The sequence below is a fragment of the Candidatus Paceibacterota bacterium genome (assembly GCA_035438625.1).
GTDB lineage: Bacteria > Patescibacteriota > Minisyncoccia > Phycocordibacterales > DAORIS01 > DAORIS01.
Genome location: DAORIS010000001.1, coordinates 41,307 through 63,918, shown reverse-complemented (window position 1 = coordinate 63,918; position 22,612 = coordinate 41,307). Strand labels below are relative to the sequence as shown.

Genomic DNA, 22,612 nt, shown 5'->3' with positions numbered 1-22,612 from the left:
ACTATATCAATTCATTTTCGTACAACCTTTTCAAGTATAAAGCCCTTTCCATGACCCTGTCTCCAATTTGTAACCAATCAAAATACTGTTTGTATTCAGACGGATCAATGGCTTTTATTTCCATGATTTCTCCATCAGGATTTGAGACAAATTCTCCGTGTGGCTCAACAATACAAAGGCACCGTACTTGGCGTATAATTTTGCCGTCTTTTTCTTCTACATCTTGATACCCAATTACCTCTTGATGAAGTACGTTCATATTTGTCTCTTCCTTTACTTCACGAATTGTGGCTTCTTCTACAGTTTCTTCAGGTTCAATCCCGCCTCCGGGTGGCATCCATCCGCTTTTTGGGTGGTTAACAAGGATGAGGTTGCTTTTATGGAAACAATACGCATGAATATTTTTCAGATGCTTTCCTTCTAAGTCTTGATACGGATCAGATTCAAAATAGGATACGTGAAGTGTGTCTCCAAACCGATTTGTGAATGTTGATTTAATGTTCATGGCTATAGTGTCACCATAGTATCAAGTCCCACTTTTTCAACAAAATACCTATCGTGACTCGCGATTATTAATGCTCCTGAATATGTCGAAAGTGCTTTTTCAATTTCAGTCGCAACTTCAAGGTCTAAGTGGTTTGTTGGCTCATCCAGGATGATACATGTTGGTTTTTGAGCAACAAGTTCAGCAATGACTAGTCGAGAGTATTCGCCAGGACTAAGCTCTCGAAGGTGCTTTAATACATCTTCAGCAGTGATTCTAAACCTATTGAGGATTTTTCGTGCATCAGTTTGAGAAATGTCTACACCATTTGCCGTTGAGGTGTCTAGAAATTCTTCTATGACTGTCTTGTCTCCACGCGGTATCCAACGTTCTTGTGGGACGTATCCAATATGAACTGTCTCTCCGCGTTCGATTGCTCCATTGGTTGGTTGGATTTCTCCAAGCAACATTTTGATAAACGTAGTCTTTCCAGCCCCATTTGGACCGGTGATGTGAATCCTGTCTCCGTGCTGGATGTGCATATCAATAGGGCCTATTCGCTTATCACCAATTTCCTTCTCAACTTTGATGAGATCAAATACCTTTGTGCTGCCCCGCTTTGAATCAAACGATATTTTGAGTGGTAGTAACTCCTTTGGTCTACGAACTGATTCAACATCTTGCTTGTATGTTTCTAACCTGTCTTTCATGACACGAGCTCGCCTTCCCGCCTTGGCTTCTTTGTCACGTAAATATGCAGCGTGAGACTTTTCCTTTTCGTGGATTGGGAGGTTCCTTATGTTAAAACGCTTTTGTTCGATCTCTTTAATCCACGAAACTCTTTGTGTAAGCGAGGTGTTAAGCCTGTCTACTTCCTCTATTTTATCTGTATATTCTTTCCATCGACGTTCGAGAAATGCTTCTTTTTGCTCAGCATACGAGCTGTAGTTTCCGTCATATATCATGATGGATTTTGTTTCTACATCGATATCAAGAATTTTTGTAACAACCGTATCCAGGAATCGACGGTCGTGAGAGATGATGATAAATGCTTTGTTACTTTTGGATACAAACAATTCAATCATCTCGAGTCCTTCTGCATCGAGGTTGTTGGTCGGCTCGTCGAGGAGAAATAAGTCGGCATTAGAGGCAATAATCGGTGCAAGAATTTGTCGCGCCATTTCACCTCCACTTTGGTTAGTATAACTAGGATCATTTTCATGAGTCTGAGGAAGGTATTCAATCTTTATACTTTTAGCCTTTTCAATTACACCAGCGTCTTTTTCAACTTGCTCTGCAAGTATTTTGAATAGTGTGCTCTTCCCTGATCCGTTTGGTCCCACAAGGCCAATTTTCTCTCCAGGTAGCACAGAAAAACTAGCATCCTTGAGGATTTCTAGTTGGTCAAATTTTTTACTGATTCCCTTGATTGATATGAGGGATTGTTTGGGGTTCTTAATGGACATACACGAAATACCAACGCGTCTTGCGTGGTGGTTTAGCTATTAAACTAGTTTCGTGTCTTCATTGGAGTATGGATTGGAATTAGTAAAGCTTTTACAAAAGACGTTGTCAAGTTATTGGATCAAATTTTTTAGATTTTCAGATGGATCAATCGTATGTGCTAAATCTTTTTCTAAAGCTGAAAATTCAATTGATTTCTTAGCATAAAGTTGAGCATTACTAACATCGCCAATTATTTCATATGTAAATGCAATGTTTGAAAGAATTAGTGATTTAAATCTAGATACTTTAATTAGGTTAAAATATTCGTTTAGTGCCACATGATACTCTCCTTTCTCAAATAAAACGTTTGCATGAAAAAGCAATGACCGTGAATGCTCATCTTCTGAGGAAATAAGAGTATCCATACGTGATGAGTAATGGGCTGCTTTGTTGAAATTCTTATTTCTAAGAGAAATGATACCTAATCGATGATAAATAGAGAATTTTCTAGAAGGTGCAACTAGTAACAATATTTGGAAATATTTAGACAGTAAAATGAACAGCAATTTTCTAAACTGTGGTTGTTTTATGTTGTCGATTGTCGCATACAAACTGAACCCTAATTGTAAAAAATATTTTGGCATCTTTATCAGCATTATTCTTGCCGAAATCTTTCAAAGGCAATTATACTTTGCCTTCTTCCTCTTCTCCATCAGCCAAACTATTCTCTCTAAGCTCTGCCTTTACTGGAAGTTCAATGATAAATCGTGAACCTTTTCCTTCTCCATCTGATTCAGCCCAGATTTTTCCACTATGAGCCTCTACCATCTTTCGTGCGAGGTATAGTCCAAGACCAGTTCCATGTACGTTTACCTCATGAGCGCTGTCTGCACGACTGAAACGCTTAAATAGTTTAGGTATTGTCTGTTCGTTTAGTCCGATACCAGTGTCTTGGATCGTGATCCTGAATCCCTTAGTGCCAGGTTCAAGTTTTGCAGCATTAGCAAGAGAAAGCGTGATTGATCCCTTTGGAGTGTATTTAATCGCGTTATCGATTAGGTTACTAATAACCTGCTTAATCTTTCCAATGTCGGCTGAAATAACAGTTTTTGCGAGGCTTGAGTCTGGGTGCCAGAGTAGCTCAAGACCCTTACCACGAAGGTTTGGTTGCTGTTCCTTAACGATCTCTGAGAGTGTTTGCTTCAGATCAACATCAGAGAAGTTAAACTTCATCCGGTTAAGGTCGATTCGTGAGATATCGAGATAGTCACCAACGACACCTACAAGGTTGTGCGCAGAAGAGTACATGGTTGAAACTGCGTCCTTAATATCATCAGAAGTCTCTCCGTAGTCTCCTTCAAGGATGAGTGAAGCGTATCCTTTGATTGCAGATAGTGGAGCACGGATTTGGTGAGTTGCAAGCGAGATGAATTCGGTCTTCTCTTGGTTGAGACGCTCGAGTCTTTCGTTTGCTGCCTTAAGACTTATTGCTAACATCTCAATTTTCTCTTTTTCTAAATCTTCCTTCTTAACACTACGAATCAATACGATGCCGATTATTCCTGTAACAATTAATGTAATAGAAACTAATACTTGGTTTAATGTGTTCTCAACAAATAGAAATTCCGATCCAATAAGAATTATCAGCGCCACAATCAAGGCTTGTGCACCAAGAAGTTTTACGTTAAATGCTTTAAATCTAACAATTATAAATGCAATAAATGCCATAAACAGCACCATTCCAAATAAACCATAGAATTCTAAACTGTAGTCAGACACAAGTCCTTTCTCGTTCAGGTAACTAGCAAGAAAGCTTGATACAAAGAAAGATGACAGGAATAACTCTATACCGATACCAAATAGCAAAATTTGCTTTTTAAAAAGCGTATCGCACCTTCTAATTGCCTTAAAAAGTAGTCCAAAAATCCAAACCATCGAAATGATGCCAAGTGTAGTGTAGTACGTTAAAAAGTAAACATTTTCATGTCCTGACGCTCCGCAAAGATCATAATAAAAACCACTCAGGTTAAATTTTGTTGAAGTAAATATTAAAATTGGTAAAAGGAGCAATCCAAATGTAATTTTGTATCTTAACGGAATATCATTCTTGTGTATGAACACATAAGTAAGATATATAGAAAATACAGAAATTAATCCATACATTAATCCAAACAGTGACCATACAAATAATACATTCTCAACAACATTGTTTGTCCATGCAATTAAATTAAGTAATGTCCATCCAGAAAGTAAGACCGAGATAGTAAGTAGTAATTTACTTGCAAGTGTACGATTGCTTAAAAATACAAACAACCCAAGAAGTAATGTGATTGCTATTGCTGGAAAATGTGAATAGTACAGTAATACTGGTGCTTCTGAGCTAAAAAAAAGATATGTTGGATCTGGAAGAAAGTTGCAAGTTGTCATAATGTGGTTTTTTCGAACCTTCTATTACTGTTAAATAGCAGCAAAAGACTATCTTTTAAAGGTACATCAATAAATAATCTTGCAAATAAATTTCCTGAATATGTAGTGACAACGATGCCCATATTTCTTATTATATATTGCCCAGGCTGAAAAGTACCTCTCCCTTGTGTTGGTAGTACACGAAGACGCTTAAAGTAAACTTTATTAGCATTTATGCTGCTATAACAATAACAAAAAGGCTCCAGAAAAGGGTATAAAATTGTTTTATCTGCAATTTCTTTTGATGTTTCATGTTCCCAATCAATTTGCATATATTGGGAATATTTTTCAGTCCACGATTCAATTCCTTGTTGTTGTCTAAGAATAATTTTCTTATTTGTATAGTTAAGGATATCCTGAAAGAGGGTTTTTTTAATAATTTGACTAATCTTCAACTCAATTGACAGCGAAGTGTCGGTAGGATCGATATTAAATTCATACTGAGAAATAATGTCTCCACCGTCAATTAACGTGCCAATTTTTTGATACGTTACGGCTGATTTGGAATCGCCATTTTTTAAAGACCAAAGTGTAGGTAATGCACCTTTATACATTGGTAATTTTGATGGGTGTATGTTTAATGTGCCAAATGTTGGTGCTGTAACAATTTTTTGAGGTAATATTGACCAACTATTAACTACTATTAGTTCAATGCGATTCTCAGTAATGTAATCTAGGGTACTCTCTTCGTTAGATACATCTATAATGTGAACAGAATTTAGTACACAAAAAGATAGGTAATTAGAATATTTTTTATATGGATATGTTGAAAGAAAACTAATTGCTTTCCATAGCCAAAAAAGAAATAGAGTGAATCGTTTGTTAATCTTGTTTGTTTGAGCCCTGTACGTTGCGGTAAATAATAAATTTGCCGGGTTTAGGGTACGATAAGAGAAATATTCTAAGCTTGAAACACCTATTACTTGAATTGGCCTTTTATTAATTACTATTGGAGTTTCTGGATCTAATCCAATATATAAAATCTTAGTTACATATTCCTTATCTATCATAAAGAAGTTTCAGGTGTATCTGTGTTTTCTTCATTTAAATAACACTCGCCATATTTTCCTGCATCGGGATCTGTGCAAAAAATATATCTGCAACTTTTAATTGATTCGTCGCAGCTAATTTCACAGCTACTTATATCGTTTCCGCATTGATTGTTTATGAGTGTGGCAGGGGCCTCAAGTATCTTATAATAAATAGTATCCCCTTCCTCTGATTCATATCCAAAACAGTTTTCTGTCTCTGGAGAACACTCTCTTTCTATCGTAAATAGAAAATCTTTTGTTATGTACACTCTACTATATGCAGCAGAAATAGTTAAAACTGAAGCAACAAATAGTAGGATTATAAAAATTTTATCTTTAATTTCCACAAATTAAATTGTACCACCATACTGTAGAAGTATAGGTGCTTTAAGGTTAATAAAGTTTTGATATATCAAACTCAATTCCCCCCTTAACTTTCTCATGCCCAACTTTTTCAATCTTATTTAAGTATCCCCATTTTTGTAACTTGATCTTATCTTCAACGATAAATTTATAACCGATATCGTTTCGGTAAAACATTTGTGGAATGTTTACCCCTTTAATGATTTTGTATACATTTGATCTTGCTTGTTCTACGGAGTCGCCCATGTTTGTAGCATACATAATGTAACCCCTAGAATCGGCAATGTACAATTGCTTGTGATCTTTAATGCCAACTTCTTCAAAATGGATATGTGTGGCCTCTTTCGTACCTTGTTTATAGTTGCAAAAAATACTTGCTCCAGTTAGTGAGTATCTTCCCAATTTATGTGCGTATGGAAACGGAGGAACTGCGATCATAACAGCAATACCATATCCAACTTTCCACTTTAAATCATATTCTTCCCCGGAAGCTATTGCGTGAAGAAATTCTCCCCATGGAGATGAGTGAATCTCGGATTGTAGATGAACTATAGGAGTTCCGAGACGCATAGTTGCTTCAAGTGGAAATGCGCCGTCTGAATTTACAATACAATTAATTGCAACATCCCCACGGTAATCAGTGCTTTTTAGGAATGGTTTGAGCTTAGCAAGTGTTTCTTGAAAGAGTTTATTTGAATCGCTATCATCATACCAAGCTAATGTACCCATTTCACTAGTAATTGGACCAACATCACCTGGAAACAATCGTGTATGCTCAATATTCATTTCTATTGGCCCAACCCAGTCATTTCCATTAAAAAATCTTCCTACTCCAATCTCAATTCCTTCTAAGAGTTTTTGTAAAGTTATAGTTTTTTCACTCAATGTGTGATTTTTCCTATGATTTTCAAGTACATCAATTACATCGCTACCATCATCAAGAATTCCGGTGTAGGTCAAATGCTTATTAAGGTGTTCGTTGTGTTTTAGAACCCACTTCCCTGGATTTTGTTTAATGAACTCAATTGCTTCGCTTACATCAAAAAAATCTTTCAGCGGCACTGTTTTTATTCCGTATTGAGCGAAAATTTCCTGACCGTACTCACGATCAATCTCGATTTTTTCTCCGATTTCTGATCCGCCAAAAACAACGTAGCCTTCTTGGCGCAATTTGTCTTGAACTTTTCCGTATCCAGTATCATCAAATACTATTAAGCCTTCTTTTCCTACCCAAGAAAGTTCACTTCTCCAGTTTTGAGTTTTATTAACAAAGCCGTCAAGACAGTGTTTACCGTCTTTTGTGTCAATAAATAACTTTACATCATGACCCTCTTCCTTGAGTTTTCTCGAGAGGTCACCGGCAATCATATCTTTCGAAATGAATAGAATTCTCATGAAATTAGTTTGGTTAGTGTATTATACCACATAATATTAAAAAATCAAGTTACAGCGATAATATAATTGCACCAATGACAATGCATGTAATGCAGGAAACTTTATGTATCAAGTGCTTTCTGGAAATTTTTTCCTTAGAAATGAATGGAAAAAAGATTGTTAATAAAACACTAATAATGAAAACAAAAAGCGGCTGAACACTGCTTACTGAAGTAACTAATGCAACGGGTGCAATTAGCATCGCTACTCTAATAAGAAAGTTACCAAAGGCTGTTAATCCCTCACTAGCCAGGTTTAATGCAGTAGTTCTTCCCGGGCTTTTCTTAACTAAACTGATGAAACTCAATCGATATTTTTTGAAAAATAAAAGAATTAGACCAAACATAAACAATCCGACATTCTCCCAAAAAAATGCTTGAGTAACATTGTAAGTTACCGCACCGAACTTAAACATACTGTCTGATAGTCCGACTAGTGCAGCAGCTGAAAGCATTAAAAATAAAATATTCCTTTTTATTTTTATTCCTGATTCTGAGTCAAGTTCAAGCGTAAGGATAATACTTGAAAAAACAATAAACACTCCCCCAATGACTTGTAACAGAGTCAAGGTTTCACCTAAAAGTAGATAACTAAATATAAAACTAAAAAAAGGTATGGTTTGATAGATTGGAACAACAATACTTGCCTCATCCTTATCCAAAGCCTGAAGGTACAGAAGAATGGAAAATGAATTAAGTAAACCAACAAGAATTAAAATGGTAATGGCCTGTAGTGAGAGGGAAAAAACATCATGAGAGAGAAAGTATGTAATCGGCAAGACCACAACACTGAATAGGGTTGAAAAAATCATCAGACCCCCACTTATTCCAACCTTTGCATGTGAGAATCTGTCCGACAAAAAATACTTGTCGATATGATTTACGATCGCCCATAGGAGCGGAGCTCCTGCTGCAAGTATTATCCAGTGAACCGATTCCATTTATTTCTTAAGTCTTTTCTTGTGTGGGTATAAAAAAACACCCTAGACAAGGTCTAGAGTTTTGAGACGGGAAGAAAAGTCAAGGCGCCGTTGGGAGCGCTTTTTCTGTAAACTGCCGCAGCTATGCCGCTACGCCTTCGATCCTTCCCCATGGTTTTACAGTATAAGACATGTTGGCAAATGAGGCAATACTGTTCCGTATGAATTATGCGGTAACTTTTCTGCTTAAGAAAGAATTTTATTTAGTGAAATTACGATTGATATTGAGTGCTATGTTTTTGAGGTTTACCCTGATTAATCAGTACTCTGTCTTCTAAGTGATTATGTTCAGTTTCTTCAAAATGACAATTTTCTAAACATTGTTGCTGAAGTGTGAGGTCAAGATCCTGATGCTGAATCAATAGCCAGAAATCCTTCATTATTTCTTTATCGTATGTATTCGAAGTTGGAAAACCATTTTCATGTATTAGTTTCCAAATTCGAGTGTTATGTACGGCATCTGCAAGGTATACCATGTAGTTATACATGTTTGGTTGAGGGTCACCATTATCCGCTGCCTCTTTTGCTTTGAAACGAAGTTCCTGGTCCACTTTTTTCATGGTGTGGATTAGTTTAGCGTTATTTTCCATAAAAAATTATCATACTAACCACTAAATTAGTTTACAGCCTCAACAATATTTTGCATTAAACACGCAATGGTAATTGGACCAACACCACCAGGAACTGGTGTGATTGCTTTTACAACATCCTTTACGCTCTCAAAATCAACATCCCCCACCACTTTCTTTCCTGTTGGAATACTTGGATCAGGAATAACAGTAATCCCAATATCAATTACTATTTGATCAGCAGACACATGCTTTGCTGTGATAAGTCCTGGAACACCAGTTGCTGTGATGAGAATATTTGCTTGCGTTGTCTCTTGTGCAAGATCGTTTGTGTGTTCGTTACATACGGTCACTGTGGCATCAAGTCCAAGCATTGCAAGCGCTGCGGGTTTTCCAACCAGTGATGATTGTCCAACAATGACCACCTTTTTTCCTTTTACATCAATACGTTCTTTTTCAAGTAGCACGAGAATGGCTTTAGTTGCACCTGGCAAAAATCCTTTTTCACCATCAAACATATGTTTGATACTTGTTGAGGTTAATCCATCGACGTCTTTTTTGGGGTCGATTGCTTCTAAGATGTCGTTTTTGGATAAATTTTCTGGAATCGGTAATTGCACAATGATGCCGTGTACATACTTATCACTATTTACCTTCTTAATACCTTCAATTACCGCTTCAGTAGAAGTATCTTCTGGGTATTGTAGTAACTCAGCAATAATGCCAATTCGCTCAGCAAAACGAATTTTATGCGAAATGTAGGTATTGGACTCCTCTTTGTTTCCAATTTGGACAATTACAAGCTTTGGCTTGAGACCATGCTCGGTTATTTTTTGAGTCAGTTCAATTGCGATCTCGTCGCTAATTACCCGACCATTAAGGAGGTGTGACATCTAACAACTCTACCACTCGTATCTATAACTTCCAGTTATCTGGCCAGTTACCTGTCCAAATCATAAAGGTAAGAATACATAAGGTAACCCCTGCAAGGAGGCCTACTGCAAGTGAGATGATGGATACAATGACTATCATATATTAACGATCGTTAGGTGGTCGCTGAAACGGATGTTCCTCTTCTTGTGGATTATCTTGATACTCAGTTCTTTCATCAGCGGTACGGCCTGTTTCTTGGTGTGCCCGTGTTAGATTCTCAACTTCATTGATTAATGTAGTTGTAATGGAGTTCTCATCTGCACATGTAGCACAGACAAGGTCTGTGCTCTGCTCTTTTTTGAGCATGTGAAGTACATACATTCGGCGGTGCATAGTTGAAGAACCCCGCTTCAATAAGTTTTAACGACGCCTGTGACAGCCGCAATCTCTGCGGCTTGAGCTAATGTCCTTTTAACATTAGCGGCGGGTCAAAACCCAAAGTAGTGAGATGTGTTTGATTGTACTATGCTCGTTTATAGAAGCTCAATAGCAAAAACAGCTAGGCGATAAAGATTTAATGAAGTCAAAAATGTAAAACTCAGTAAATCTCATATATTTCTTTCTGTTAACAAAACAATAAATATGACCTACTGTATTTCTAGTGTTTGATTGTCTCTTTCTCCTCTTGTTGGCATAGCACAAGGATGTGCACAATGTCCGAGCTAACCTCTGGTCCAGGTTCCGCGCATCCCGTCGACCCAAAAGAAGTCATGAGCTGAAGGTCCTTGAAGAAACAATGCCTGGCGGCGATGGAAGCGATGTTTCCGAAGAAAAGGTCGACGTCGACCAGGCGAAGACTGACGAAGAGTCGCCCGCCGGCGAATCCGAACAGAATGGCGCCTGATCGATCGAACGGTGGAGAGAATGCATACAACTGAAGACAAGCTATCGTGTAGAAACCTTATGGGAATCTGCACGATGGCTTTTTGTTTTGGGTAAAAGTGTATAACTCTTTTGACACGAGGTAATTACAGGAGCATTGTATGTGAAGCAGTCCCACTAAAAGGAAGGTGAACCATGACGGAAGGGTTTTATTCTGTAGTGAAGAACAAGGACGCGGCTATTCTCGAAGCACTTCTCGATCTTACAGGAGAGACACCGATTCAATTTCTTGGACATTGTCTCGTGTGTAACGAGACTTGTGATGTGATTGAATCACCACATACCAAAACTGAGTCGATACTCATCATCCGTGCTGATCATTCGGCACCAACTGTTTCCGCTGCGTAACTCCTCCTCGCAGCACCCGAAGCCGCTTTTCCCTCCGAAGCGGCTTCTTTTTGTATAAAATATAAAAGAGCCTAAAGGCTCTTTTATAAACCATACTTATACAGTTTCTATTTTGACAATAATCCGTCGATACGGTTGATATCTCGTGGGAAGAGTGTTGCCTCTTTCACGTTATCAAGTCCCAAGAACTTTGCTGTAAGTCGTTCAAGTCCCATTCCAAATCCGCCGTGTGGTGGCATTCCATATTTGAAGGCTTGGAGGTAGTACGCAAACTTTTCAGGATCTAGCTTCTTCTTTTCAAGTCCCGCTACAAGTATGTCGTAGTCATGAATTCGCTGTGCACCGGTAGTAATTTCAATACCTCGGAAGAGTAGGTCAAATCCTTTTGTATACCCTGGATCCGATTCATCTTCGTAGGTATAGAACGGACGTTTTGACACTGGGAAGTGAGTTACAAAGATAAAGTCTGAGCCAAAGTTCTTTTGTGCATACTCACAAAGCCATCGCTCGTGTTGTGGCTCGAGGTCTGGTTCGTTTGAGCAATCTGCTCCGTATTCCTTTTTAATAATCTCCTGTGCTTTACGAAGCTTAAACGCTGGGATCGATTCTGGAATTGTTGGAATAGTTGCTCCCATTAGTTCGAACTCCTTTGCGCAGGTCTCAGTCAATCCTTTAACAATATAAATGAGGAGTTTATTCTCCATTTTCATAATGTCAGTGTGGTCTTTGATGAATCCCATCTCTATGTCGAGGCTTGTGTACTCGTTAATGTGTCGAGATGTACTATGTTTCTCTGCGCGATACACGTTTCCAGCTGAGAATACTCGTTCAAAGACTCCAACCATAATCTGCTTATAGAGCTGAGGACTTTGTGCAAGGTGTGCAGTGTGACCAAAGTATTCAATGTTGAATGAATTTGCTCCACCTTCAGCATCTTCTCCAATTAGTTTTGGTGCCTGAAATTCAGTGAATCCTTCGCTTACAAGAAAATCTCTATACAGTCGTACGATTTCTGCTTGTACCTTAAATACTGCTCGCTGCTTTTCACGACGAAGTGTAAGAGGAAGAAAGTCTAGATATGTATCAAGGTTTATTTCAGCATCTTTCTCGAACGGTAGCTCTTTTGCACGACCAAGAATGGTGATACCGAGTATTTCTACTTCAATGTCACCATTCTGTTTTCCAGCCTGGATATTTTTATCTGGGCGCTTGTTGATCTTTCCTTTGATCTCAACTACCCATTCGTGTCGAAGTTCTTTTCCAACTTCCAATGCTTCTTTTGCACTTGGAAGGATTACTCCCTGTACTGATCCAGTCATATCTCGTATATCAAGGAAGATTAACTTTCCTTGATCACGCCTCACATCGATGTATCCTGCAATTGTTACCTCATTGCCGACTGCACCGCTCAAGTCTTTAATGTATGTTCGTTCCATATGTGTTTGTCGGAGAAACAAAAAAGCCCCTCCGAATTCATTAGTCTAATAAATTCGCAGGGGCGATTTCGTCGCGGTGCCACCCTGTTTTATATCTCTTGCCTGCAAACGGTGCAGTACCGGAGGGGTCTACTAGCTTTCGCGTTCTTCCCTCACCTCTCCGGTGTCAGCCGGGTCATTGGTGTTACTAGTATATGTACTTGGATATATAAATGCAATAGATCGACAAATTTATTTCGTGTGCTTAGATATAGTAAGTTTAATAAGGGAGCGTAAATGATTCTCCGTGTGGTACTTTTTGCCGGAACGTTAATTGTTCTTCCAACAGTTCTCGGTGTGTTAATCGGGTTATTGGTTTTAACCTTTGAACATGCTCAACAGAAAATACTATGACTTAGTCACAGTATTTTGTTATCTAGCACCAAAGTATGACGTGAGTAGAGATGCAACAAGCCAATATAGAACTGCGTAATCGCCACCTGTAATTGAAGAGAGTGAATTAGGTATTGAAAGTACTTGTGTGACACCTAGGACATTTCGAAGAAGGATTATAGCAAGTCCTCCGATAACAATACCTGTAACAACTGCAAGGATGATACGGCTGATGAAGCTACGAGTTCTCCTTGATGTCATATATTCACGAAGAAGATATGCAATGACAAAGCTGAATAGCAAAAACAAACCAATTACTGCGTATTCTTGAGTCTCTACGCTTCCAAAATTATCCACGAGCGATCCAATTAGAGGTGATCCTGAGAATGCGAGGGTGGTTATAGAGAAACCAGCAAAGAGCGCAACACCGAATCCGTTAGAGAGAAAGTATGTTGCGAGAGCGGTGATACCGACTATACAAATAGCGATGAGTGAGATCATACGTAAATACTAGCATTAAATAGTTGAAGACAATTGAATCAAATTTATTGCTCTTGTTTGACACATTTTTCTTTTATTCGATCGACGTTTGTACCACTCTTACATGTAAGTATTTTCCCATTTTTCTTAACGTATTTTTGAATTGACGGTGCATTTACTAACGCATCCGTATATGCACTAAGTGCATCTCTACATTTTTCTGAAGATAAATTTTTATTACATTCAGTATTATATTTTTTTTCTAACTTTTTAATCTGTACTGTATCTAAATTTTTTGTAAAAACTATGTTATTTCCTGTAGAGTAAGATTGAGAACTAAATGCAGATTTTTTGTATTTACATGAGAACCCGTCAAATTCATAGCCACTTCTGCATTCACACTGATTAGAAAAACTATTGTACTCAGACATGAGGTCAACCTTAGTCATGCAGTATGAATTAGCATTTACACACGATTCGTTACCTAAATAATCCTCAGAGACAATATAACCACTATTACATTTACAACTGCCTGATAGAAAATCATATGAAGACATTGAGGGACAATTATAAGTGGTAGGTGCTGCGTAATAAGGTGCTGGTGATGTATACCCGGTTCCACTTGCCCCGTAAGTACTTCTCACAGGATGAGAGGGTTGTGCAACACCTTTATTGTTATGACAGTGGTATTCACCATAACTTAAGCCCCAGTTTGGACAGTTAGTTTTACAAGTATGACATCCTGCTGTGTCTGTGTTTCCCGGATGTGCATTTACAATAAAATAGGAAAAGAAGAATAAGAAAGCAATAAGTGCAATGAATTTATTCATGGATATAATAATACCACTTATACATTACACAAATTATAAAACTAAAACCGCCTTTCGGCGGCTATAGTTTGTTAGATTCCCTCTTCCTTTAATTCTTCAATAAGCTTCGAAGCTTTCTTGGAGAGTTTTGCCGGTATGTCTACTGCAATGTTAATGAGTAGATCTCCTCGCTTTCCAGATTCCATTGGAACCCCTTTCCCTCTTACCCGAAGCGTTTCTCCGTGAGTAATTCCTTGAGGAATTTTCACGTCCATATCACCATCAAGTGTATTAATGGTTTCTTCGCCACCAAGGATGGCGGTAGTAAGTTTGATCGCGCGATCAGTTACCAGGTTGTTCCCGGCTTTTCGAAGGGTCTCGTGCTCTTCGACATGAAGTTTTGCATATAAGTCACCTGACTGACCTCCAGCTACAGCTTCACCGCCTCCTGGTAGTCGAACCATTTCACCATCTTCAACTCCCGAGGGAATCTTGATGGTAATGTCTTCAGTTCGCTTGAATACTCCAGCTCCTTTACATGTTCCACATGGAGTTTCAGGAATCTTTCCTGTTCCAGAACATGCAGTACATACCTTCACACTACTCATGGCACCAATAAAGGTTTGGCGTGTTTCCTGCACTTTTCCTTTACCGTTACATGTACTACATGTCTTAACGTTTGTTCCAGGTGCAGCGCGTGTTCCCTTACATGTATCACAGACAGACGTTTTATTCAGCGACACCTTTCTTTCTGTTCCGAAGATTGACTCTTCAAAGGTAAGTTCAATATCAATTGAGATATCATGACCACGCTTTGTACGCTGTCTTCCTCCACCAAAGAAGTCTCCGAATATTTCTCCGATATTACCAAAATCAAATTCCACTCCCTGTCCACCAAAGCCACCTGCCATATTTGACCAGTCAAAACCACCACCTCCTGGCCCACCTGATCCGTACGTATCGTATTGCTGACGCTTTTTATCGTCAGACAAGACGCTATACGCCTCATTTATCTCCTTAAACTTTGCAGCGTCACCATCAGACTTGTCTGGATGGTACTTATGCGCTAGTTTACGGAACGCTTTCTTAACCTCGTCTTGAGACGCGTTTTTGTCTATGCCGAGGGTTTGGTAATAATCTTTGGCCATATGGGCTATTTGACTTTGTGGTTAATGTGGAATTGAATGATTCTGGTTCTTTCTAAGGAGACTACATGGCTATCCTCGCAGCAACCCCTTTCCCTCTTCTTACGGGACTTGTGTTTATCGGACTGACTGCTGTGTTCTCTGTCGGGGCTCTGGTCTTTTTCTTTCGAAAGAAGGTTTAGTATTTGCTCTCCGTCAGCCGCACACATATGTGTGGCTTTTCGTTATTTTGTCTCCGCGTCTCGAACGTTTCCCGAAGCTCCCTCACCAGCGTCTCCTTTGTTTTCTGCTTCTGGAGTTGCTTGTTGGTTTGCTTGGTTCATGTGTTGGCCAATCTTCTGTAATTCTCCTGAAAGGAGTTCGGTGGCACTCTTGATCGTTGGAAGATCAGATCCCTCCTTTGCTTTCTTAAGATCTGCAACCTTTGTTTCAACCCCACTTTTCACATCAGCTGGAACCTTATCTCCAGCATCCTTTAATGCTTTTTCTGCTGTGTATACAAGTTGTTCAGCAAGGTTCTTTGCTTCAACAAGATCACGCTTTGCTTGGTCAGTTGAAGCGTTTGCTTCAGCGTCTTTTTGCATGCGCTCGATATCTTCTTTTGTAAGACCAGAGCTACCTTGGATGGTGATTGACTGCTCTTTTCCTGAAGCTTTGTCTTTTGCTTTAACGTTTAGGATTCCGTTTGCATCGATGTCGAATGTAACTTCAACTTGCGGCATACCACGTGGTGCTGGTGGAACTCCATCAAGTACAAATCGTCCGAGTGACTTGTTATCACTTGCCATTGCTCGTTCACCTTGTACTACGTGAATCTCTACCGATGTCTGGTTATCAGCAGCAGTTGAGAACACCTGGGACTTTGAAGCAGGAATGGTCATGTTCTTCTCAATCAACTTTGTCGCAACACCTCCAAGTGTCTCAAGACCAAGTGAGAGCGGAATAACATCAAGAAGCAAAATGTCTTTAACGTCTCCCGAGATGATTCCTCCTTGAATTGCAGCACCGATTGCAACCACTTCATCAGGGTTAACTCCCATGTGTGGCTCTTTGCCGAAGTATTCCTTCACAGCCTTTTGGATCGCTGGCATTCGAGTCTGTCCTCCAACAAGGATCACCTCATTGATCTCATTGATCTTAAATGGTGATGCCTCCATTGCTCGTTTGCTGATTTGCATTGCTCGCTCGATAAATTCAGCGGTGAGTTCTTCAAGCTTTGCTCGTGTGAGTGTTACAAGCAAGTGTTGTGGGCCATCAGTTCCTGATGAGATGAATGGGATGTTGATTTCAGACTGCACGGCTGTCGAAAGTTCAATCTTTGCCTTTTCAGCTGCTTCGTCCAATCGCTGTACTGCCAAAGGATCCTTCATGAGATCGATTCCAGTTTCTTTCTTGAACGTGTCAGCAAGCCAGCCGATAATCTTCTGGTCGATGTCCTTTCCTCCGAGGTGAGCATCTCCATCTGTTGATTTCACTTCAACTACATCATCACCAACTTCAAGGATAGAGATATCAAATGTTCCTCCTCCGAAGTCGAAGACTGCAATTTTCTCGTCCTTTTTCTTGTTGAATCCGTATGCGAGCGCTGCCGCAGTTGGTTCGTTGATGATTCGCTTCACATCAAGTCCAGCGATCTTTCCAGCATCTTTTGTTGCTTGACGTTGTGAGTCGTTAAAGTACGCAGGAACGGTAATGACTGCTTCTGTAATTTTTTCTCCAAGACGAGCTTCTGCATCAGCCTTGAGTTTCTGGATGATCATTGCTGATACTTCTTCTGGTCGGTACCAGTTTTCACCCATCTTCACTTCAATACCTCCATTAGATGACTTTCGCATCTCGAATGGTACTGACTTAAGATCTTTCTGAACCATAGGTTCATCGAAGTTGTGTCCAATGAATCGCTTGATCTGGAAGACAGTGTTACGTGGGTTTGTAACAGCCTGTCGTCGTGCAAGTAGTCCAACGATCTTGTCGCCAGTTTTTGATTGAGCAACGATCGAAGGAGTTGTTCGTGCACCTTCTGCGTTATCCAGAATCTTTGGTTCTCCAACTTCCATTATTGCGACCGCAGAGTTTGTTGTTCCGAGGTCAATTCCAATTACTTTCGCCATAGTGTAAAAATAGTTTAAACAAATAAATACGCACAAATAGGCACCGTTTAGTACGGAACCTTAAAAACTATGGTTATCGAGTTGGAGGACGAGGACCTTGAGATGCTAGTACAAAATCAACTGAAAGGAGTGATGGAATATGAGAATAAAAAGGAGAAACGATATAGTCGTGACTTGCTGCGAGTGCGGCCCCAACGGGGCCTGGGAGGCTCAAAATAGCCTTACGTAGTGCTTTAACTTCAGGTGCGGCAAGAAGGTGTTGGTGAACGCTTCTTGCAACAAAACGGATAATACGAGGCTCAGAAACACACACCTCAATACCGTCTATGCGCTCACAGACACAACCAATAACATAAGTACCGGCCGCCTTTTCGACGGTCATCATCTTTACATACCGTTGTGATACCAGAGAATTCATTCTGAGTATTATACCATTTATTTTCTACCCTTCAAAATTTCCAATGATCACTTTTGGAATGCGTACTGGCTTACCATTAAGACTATATCCCTTCTGGACTACCTGCACGATAGTATGGTCTTGTGCTTTATCGGTCACGGGAATTTGTGTGACAGCTTCGTGTAAACTTGGATCAAATGGCTCTCCAATTGGGTCAACCTCCTCTACCCCGTGCTTCTTAAGTGTTGAAACGAGTTGGTTATACACGCTATCCATACCAGCACGCCATTGTGGATCGAGCTTGTCCCATGCATCTTTGTTCGAGCGAGCAAGAGAGAAACTTTCAAGTGTTGGGAGTAGATCTGCAATCACTTTTTCAGCTGCATATTTTGTAAATTCTTTGCGCTCCTCCTCCTCTCTTCGGCGCACGTTCATAAACTCAGCTTGAGCACGCTGCCAGCTATCAAGATATTGTTGTTTCTCTGCAGCAAGAACTTTATTCTTTTCTTTTAGCTCAGCAATTTCGTCTACTAGTGGCTGACTTCCACTTTCATCATGTGACGCACTTGGGCGGAATTTTGCCTTCTTTAGTACGCTTTCGTCGTTTGCTTCAGCATCAACGTCAAACACAACGTCGTCAGTATTTTCTTGAGGAATATCTTTAGGATCCATAGTGGAGGTATTATACAGAAAAAATCACTTCGTTCAATATTTTAGGAAATAAAAAAGCCTCGTCACACACATGTGACGAGGCCCCAGAAATGCATGATGACCGAAGTGACTACCTCTAAACCCCTCCATCAATGCATTCTGAATCTGGATCAGTTACTCCGTGCAATGTCTGAAGTACGATGTTCGATATTTCGAATCTCAACTTCCGATGATTCTTGGACGGTCTCAGTCATCTCACTGTAATACCTACAAAACCGCTTTCTTGAGAAATGGTTTTGACATGTTACTGAGGCTGCAGTTAGGAAAATTGCAACCCCGATCATCATCAGCATATTCCCATAGTCCTTTGGGATAAGGAAACCGGTTAGCCCTGAAATGGCGATGATCAAAAAACACCACAGGAACCATCGTTCAGGACCATACCAACGCATGTAGTTCTTCAAACCATCGGGAAGTGGAGCGTGAAGTCTTCGCATGCAATCCGCCCTTCTAAAGGTACAGGTTTGATACAAGCATCCATTGCTTGCGTCATCAAGTTAATATTATATAACAAATATATATTTTGTCAAAGTACTATGTACACAAAAAACCGATCGAAGACCGGTTTTTTGTGAGGTGGTTGAATTGATCGCTATTGTGGTAACACAGTCACTCCAGATGCTTTTCCTGCTGGCACATATGAACCAAATCCATATAGGTTTGGGACTGCATTTATACTTTGGTTTGTTGAATTTACGAATCGAACTGAATACACAGATTGAGTAACAAATAAGTATTGGTATGTGTTGCAAACATTTGTTTGACCGACAAATGCACTTAATCCAGCTGGACAATACAAATATAACTGACCACTAGCGGTACCTGTGGGGTACTGAAAATTAAAAGTTACTGTTGTTCCAGATGGGACAGTAATACGTTCCGGGGTAATTTTGGGAATTGCATCTAGATCTAGTATTTCAAGAGGAGGTAATGCGTCACTACCAGTTCCCTGTATTGTGAATTCACCAGCAGAATATACACAAAGTGGTTTTGATGAGTCGTATGGGTGTGGGGTTTTTTTATCACACAAGTAGATCATGTAGTTGTTACTGGTAGGACTGTTTTTCGGTAGTTTTATTGAGATACCGCCTGATGTCTGATTCTTTTTAATCTTTATTGCCTTTTTAACAATAATTTTCCCATATGGATTATAGACCTGAAGATCAAGCTTTGTACCCTTTAAAGCCGCCTGATCCCATGTGATAGTCATCTTTTTATTTTTATAAAACATTTCCCCTCCAGATGGACTTGTAACAGCAAGATATGGTGCAGGACTGACTGCAACTGAGTTGTTTGCGGCAACTGTTACTGCAGGTATCAAAGCGATACTAAATAGACAAAGAAATATAACTCTTTTCATATAAAAGCTTAGGATTAATAATTAAAGAATAACACACACAAAAAAACACTTCTGAAAAGAAGTGTTTTTTTGTGTGGAAGGTAGAGACTAACGCTTTGACCACTGAGGGCTCTTGCGGGCCTTTTTGAGACCGAACTTTCGGCGTTCCTTTGAGCGAGGGTCTCGCATGAGGAGTCCATCAGCCTTAAGAACTTTTCGGAGTTCTGGATCTTGCTTAATAAGGGCTCGTGCAATGCCGTGTCGTACAGCTTGTGCTTGTGAACTTACGCCACCCCCTGTTGTCTTAACAGTGATCTTGTACTTTCCAGGGACATTTCCAACTGTAAATGGAGACATCACGGTCTTTTGGAGAATAGCTGTTGGGAAAAACTCTTCAAGTGGCTTTTCATTTACGATAAATGATGCCTTTGAAGCTTCTTCCATGCGAACGCGAGCCACTGATGTCTTGCGTCGTCCTACTGCCTGTATGTATGTTCCTTCTGCCATAATAAATTACTATTCTGTAACCGTGAGGTTCTTAATAATCTTCGCTCGTAGCTTGTTCTTTGGAAGCATTCCATCGATTGCTATCTTGAAGAGCTCTCCATATCCTTTTTTCGCAACTGTCATTTCCCATGTTGTTTCCTTGTATCCTCCAGCAAATCCAGAGTATGCACGGTGATAACGTGCTTGAAGCTTTTCAGTTGAGATGTCAGCTTTTGAAGCATTAACGATTTCAACTTGCACGTTAGGAACAACGTTCGCTGCGTATGCAGGATGATTTTTAGCCATCAAAAGCTTAGCAGCTTCTGTGGCAACTCGTCCCAACTTCTTTCCCTCGGCGTTTATTGTGTATTTCTCCATATATAATTCTTATACAAATTCAATTATTGCCATTGGGCTACCATCTGACTTTCTCTGAGGGAGCTTAACAATGCGTGTGTATCCACCTGCTCGTTCAGCATACTTAGGTCCAACTTCTTTAAGAAGCTTTGTAGCACCTGTTTCTGAACCGAGTCGTTCGATGATGTATCGTCGGCTAGCTAGTGTATCAGTTTTTGCCTTAGTAACAATCCTCTCGACGAATGGTCGGAGTTCTTTTGCTTTTGCTTCGGTAGTAGTAATTCTGCTCTTTGAAACCAAACTTCGTGCAAGCGAACGAAGGAGCGCTGCGCGCTGTGTTTTACTCAATCCGAAACTCCTAGTTCTCTTGTGGTGATTCATATTATTTTAAGAAAATGCCCATGTGCTCAAGTGCTTCACGGATTTCGACGATTCCCTTTGAGCCAAGTCCTTCAATTTCTTCGAGGTCAGAGACTTTCTTACGTGCAAGTCCTCCAACAGTTCGAATATTTGCGTTTGCAAGTGCGTTCATTGTGCGAGCACCAAGTCCTAGTGACTCGATACGGTTCTTTAGAGATTCAGGATCAATTTCTTTCTTGTCCTTGCTCTCTGTTCCGCTTTCAAGATCACTCACTTCACGTGCTTCGTCTTCTGATTCCTCCTTAAAGCCAACAATAGCCTTAAGTTGGTGGATCATAACGTTGATTGATGATTCAAGCGCTTCTCGTGGTGTAAGAGTTCCATCTGTTTCAATGAATACTCGTAGTCGGTTGAAGTCTGTTCGATCACCAACTCGCATGTTTTCAACTTCGTATGATGCGCGTCGGATGGGTGTAAAAATAGCATCAAGTGAGATTGTTCCGATATCAACTCGCTCCTTTCTGTGAACTTCGCGTGGAACATATCCAAGACCATGCTCAACAGTGATTTCAATGTCGAGTTCTGTGTTCTTGTCAGTTACTGTTGCGATGTATGCGTCAGGCGTAAGAATTTCAACCTGTCCAACAATTTCAATATCAGAAGCCTTAACTTCCTTTGATCCTTTGATCTTAAGGCGAAGTGTTTGAGGTTCTTTTGATAGAACCTTCATTCGTACTTTCTTAAGATTGAGGAGGATGTTAATAACATCTTCTTTGACACCAGGAAGTGTAGAAAACTCGTGTTCAGCACCTTTGATCCGAACCATAGTAATAGCAGCTCCAGGGATTGAGGCTAGGATGATACGACGTAGGGAGTTTCCGATAGTGTGACCGTATCCAGGATAAAAACCGTCGATTTCATAGGTACCAGACATCCCATCTTCACGGACGATGCGTGGTTTTGAAGGCAGAACAATGTTTTGATCAAGCATATACGCGGGCAAAATTATTTTAAAGACTATACATCACTTTTATGACGAACGCAAGACTAACGGCTATGGAACTCAATTGCCTGGCCAAGGTTAAACATTACCTCTGATTCTGCAAGCTTCGGTAGGCCCTTAATTGTTGCTGCACCGTCCTCTTTCTTGTATGAAATCCAACCTGGAACAGTAACAGTCGCAAGGCGCTCTTCAAGTTTTGAAAAGAGCTTGCTTGATACCATGCTTTGTGGTCGAACAGCGATAACATCTCCCTGCTTCACTTGGTACGAAGAGATATTAAGTTTTCGTCCATTAACAATGACATGGCCGTGAGATACCATTTGGCGTGCAGCTAGACGTGTTGGTGCAAATCCTACTCGATACACAACGTTATCAAGTCGATTTTCGAGCATTGTAAAGAGGAGCTCTTGAGGATTGTTAGACTTCTTTGCAAGTGCCTGCTTAATGTACTTAGCAAGCATCTTTGCTGTAATTACATATGTAAAACGAACTTTCTGCTTTTCAACGAGCTGAATACCGTAATCACTTCGTGAAGGATTTCGGCGCTCGCGTCGAGCTTCTCGCGCAGCAAATTTCTGCGTCTGCGTCTTTTCAAAGACAGGGGCGCCGACTCTGCGTGCGATTTTATATTTTGAGCGGATTTGCATACCTGATGATCTATACTGTAGCTA

Annotated in this window: 26 protein-coding genes; 1 reads left to right on the top strand and 25 read right to left on the bottom strand. The window is 40.0% G+C overall.

The annotated features are described in order from the left end of the window. Position 1: 1 nt before the first annotated feature. From PLF31_00335 to PLF31_00285, 11 genes are all read right to left on the bottom strand, one after another. Positions 2-505 (bottom strand): NUDIX hydrolase, encoded by a 504-nt coding sequence (locus PLF31_00335; protein ID HRH25911.1) that lies wholly within the window; start codon positions 503-505, stop codon positions 2-4. Between the two features lie 2 nt (positions 506-507). Beyond that, the gene (locus tag PLF31_00330) at positions 508-1,950 is read right to left on the bottom strand and encodes an ABC-F family ATP-binding cassette domain-containing protein (protein ID HRH25910.1); all 1,443 of its coding nucleotides are present in this window, start codon (positions 1,948-1,950) and stop codon (positions 508-510) included. A 111-nt stretch (positions 1,951-2,061) separates the two neighbouring features. Further along, positions 2,062-2,355 (bottom strand): hypothetical protein, encoded by a 294-nt coding sequence (locus PLF31_00325; GenBank protein ID HRH25909.1) that lies wholly within the window; start codon positions 2,353-2,355, stop codon positions 2,062-2,064. A gap of 259 nt (positions 2,356-2,614) precedes the next feature. Next, the gene (locus tag PLF31_00320) at positions 2,615-4,357 is read right to left on the bottom strand and encodes an ATP-binding protein (GenBank protein ID HRH25908.1); all 1,743 of its coding nucleotides are present in this window, start codon (positions 4,355-4,357) and stop codon (positions 2,615-2,617) included. Continuing rightward, on the bottom strand, positions 4,354-5,406 hold the full coding sequence (locus PLF31_00315; protein HRH25907.1) for a formyltransferase family protein: 1,053 nt from the start codon (positions 5,404-5,406) through the stop codon (positions 4,354-4,356). Before PLF31_00315 ends, PLF31_00320 begins: the two co-directional genes overlap by 4 nt. Then, positions 5,403-5,774 (bottom strand): hypothetical protein, encoded by a 372-nt coding sequence (locus PLF31_00310; protein HRH25906.1) that lies wholly within the window; start codon positions 5,772-5,774, stop codon positions 5,403-5,405. The genes PLF31_00315 and PLF31_00310 overlap by 4 nt, the downstream gene beginning before the upstream one ends. Positions 5,775-5,820: 46 nt before the next feature. Then, positions 5,821-7,185: a hypothetical protein gene (locus PLF31_00305; protein HRH25905.1), complete on the bottom strand. Its 1,365-nt coding sequence runs from the start codon at positions 7,183-7,185 to the stop codon at positions 5,821-5,823. A gap of 49 nt (positions 7,186-7,234) precedes the next feature. Beyond that, positions 7,235-8,164: an EamA family transporter gene (locus PLF31_00300; protein ID HRH25904.1), complete on the bottom strand. Its 930-nt coding sequence runs from the start codon at positions 8,162-8,164 to the stop codon at positions 7,235-7,237. Between the two features lie 251 nt (positions 8,165-8,415). Then, positions 8,416-8,793 carry a hypothetical protein gene (locus PLF31_00295; protein ID HRH25903.1) on the bottom strand — a complete coding sequence of 126 codons (378 nt, stop codon included), beginning with the start codon at positions 8,791-8,793 and terminating at the stop codon, positions 8,416-8,418. 26 nt (positions 8,794-8,819) lie between these two features. Further along, positions 8,820-9,665, bottom strand: a complete 846-nt coding sequence (locus tag PLF31_00290) for a bifunctional 5,10-methylenetetrahydrofolate dehydrogenase/5,10-methenyltetrahydrofolate cyclohydrolase (protein ID HRH25902.1) — start codon at positions 9,663-9,665, stop codon at positions 8,820-8,822. 142 nt (positions 9,666-9,807) lie between these two features. Continuing rightward, positions 9,808-10,011, bottom strand: a complete 204-nt coding sequence (locus PLF31_00285; GenBank protein ID HRH25901.1) for a hypothetical protein — start codon at positions 10,009-10,011, stop codon at positions 9,808-9,810. Positions 10,012-10,722: 711 nt separating this feature from the next. On the opposite strand from PLF31_00285, the gene PLF31_00280 reads away from it, so the two are divergent. Further along, the gene (locus PLF31_00280) at positions 10,723-10,935 is read left to right on the top strand and encodes a hypothetical protein (GenBank protein HRH25900.1); all 213 of its coding nucleotides are present in this window, start codon (positions 10,723-10,725) and stop codon (positions 10,933-10,935) included. Between the two features lie 107 nt (positions 10,936-11,042). On the opposite strand, the gene aspS is transcribed toward PLF31_00280, so the two are convergent. The 14 genes from aspS to rpsD form a co-directional block, all read right to left on the bottom strand. Further along, positions 11,043-12,371 carry an aspartate--tRNA(Asn) ligase gene (gene aspS / locus PLF31_00275; GenBank protein ID HRH25899.1) on the bottom strand — a complete coding sequence of 443 codons (1,329 nt, stop codon included), beginning with the start codon at positions 12,369-12,371 and terminating at the stop codon, positions 11,043-11,045. Between the two features lie 411 nt (positions 12,372-12,782). Next, positions 12,783-13,244, bottom strand: coding sequence for a hypothetical protein (locus PLF31_00270; GenBank protein ID HRH25898.1), 462 nt, complete (start codon positions 13,242-13,244; stop codon positions 12,783-12,785). Positions 13,245-13,288: 44 nt separating this feature from the next. Beyond that, entirely contained in the window at positions 13,289-14,053 is a 765-nt protein-coding gene (locus PLF31_00265; protein HRH25897.1) for a YHYH domain-containing protein, read from the bottom strand. Positions 14,054-14,124: 71 nt separating this feature from the next. After that, positions 14,125-15,180 carry a molecular chaperone DnaJ gene (gene dnaJ / locus PLF31_00260; protein HRH25896.1) on the bottom strand — a complete coding sequence of 352 codons (1,056 nt, stop codon included), beginning with the start codon at positions 15,178-15,180 and terminating at the stop codon, positions 14,125-14,127. Positions 15,181-15,401: 221 nt separating this feature from the next. Further along, the gene (dnaK, locus tag PLF31_00255; protein ID HRH25895.1) at positions 15,402-17,288 is read right to left on the bottom strand and encodes a molecular chaperone DnaK; all 1,887 of its coding nucleotides are present in this window, start codon (positions 17,286-17,288) and stop codon (positions 15,402-15,404) included. Positions 17,289-17,361: 73 nt separating this feature from the next. Then, the gene (locus tag PLF31_00250) at positions 17,362-17,706 is read right to left on the bottom strand and encodes a hypothetical protein (GenBank protein HRH25894.1); all 345 of its coding nucleotides are present in this window, start codon (positions 17,704-17,706) and stop codon (positions 17,362-17,364) included. A gap of 24 nt (positions 17,707-17,730) precedes the next feature. Beyond that, positions 17,731-18,357, bottom strand: coding sequence for a nucleotide exchange factor GrpE (locus tag PLF31_00245; protein ID HRH25893.1), 627 nt, complete (start codon positions 18,355-18,357; stop codon positions 17,731-17,733). Positions 18,358-18,506: 149 nt separating this feature from the next. Continuing rightward, positions 18,507-18,833, bottom strand: coding sequence for a hypothetical protein (locus PLF31_00240; GenBank protein HRH25892.1), 327 nt, complete (start codon positions 18,831-18,833; stop codon positions 18,507-18,509). A 155-nt stretch (positions 18,834-18,988) separates the two neighbouring features. Continuing rightward, a complete protein-coding gene (locus PLF31_00235; GenBank protein HRH25891.1) occupies positions 18,989-19,756 on the bottom strand; it encodes a hypothetical protein in 768 nt (255 codons plus the stop codon). Between the two features lie 87 nt (positions 19,757-19,843). Beyond that, complete coding sequence (rpsI, locus tag PLF31_00230) at positions 19,844-20,242, bottom strand: 30S ribosomal protein S9 (protein HRH25890.1); 399 nt, start codon at positions 20,240-20,242, stop codon at positions 19,844-19,846. A 9-nt stretch (positions 20,243-20,251) separates the two neighbouring features. Next, complete coding sequence (locus PLF31_00225; GenBank protein ID HRH25889.1) at positions 20,252-20,599, bottom strand: uL13 family ribosomal protein; 348 nt, start codon at positions 20,597-20,599, stop codon at positions 20,252-20,254. Between the two features lie 9 nt (positions 20,600-20,608). Next, complete coding sequence (gene rplQ / locus PLF31_00220; GenBank protein HRH25888.1) at positions 20,609-20,959, bottom strand: 50S ribosomal protein L17; 351 nt, start codon at positions 20,957-20,959, stop codon at positions 20,609-20,611. A gap of 1 nt (position 20,960) precedes the next feature. Then, positions 20,961-21,929 (bottom strand): DNA-directed RNA polymerase subunit alpha, encoded by a 969-nt coding sequence (locus tag PLF31_00215; GenBank protein HRH25887.1) that lies wholly within the window; start codon positions 21,927-21,929, stop codon positions 20,961-20,963. 56 nt (positions 21,930-21,985) lie between these two features. Next, positions 21,986-22,588 (bottom strand): 30S ribosomal protein S4, encoded by a 603-nt coding sequence (rpsD, locus tag PLF31_00210; GenBank protein HRH25886.1) that lies wholly within the window; start codon positions 22,586-22,588, stop codon positions 21,986-21,988. Positions 22,589-22,612: the final 24 nt, after the last annotated feature.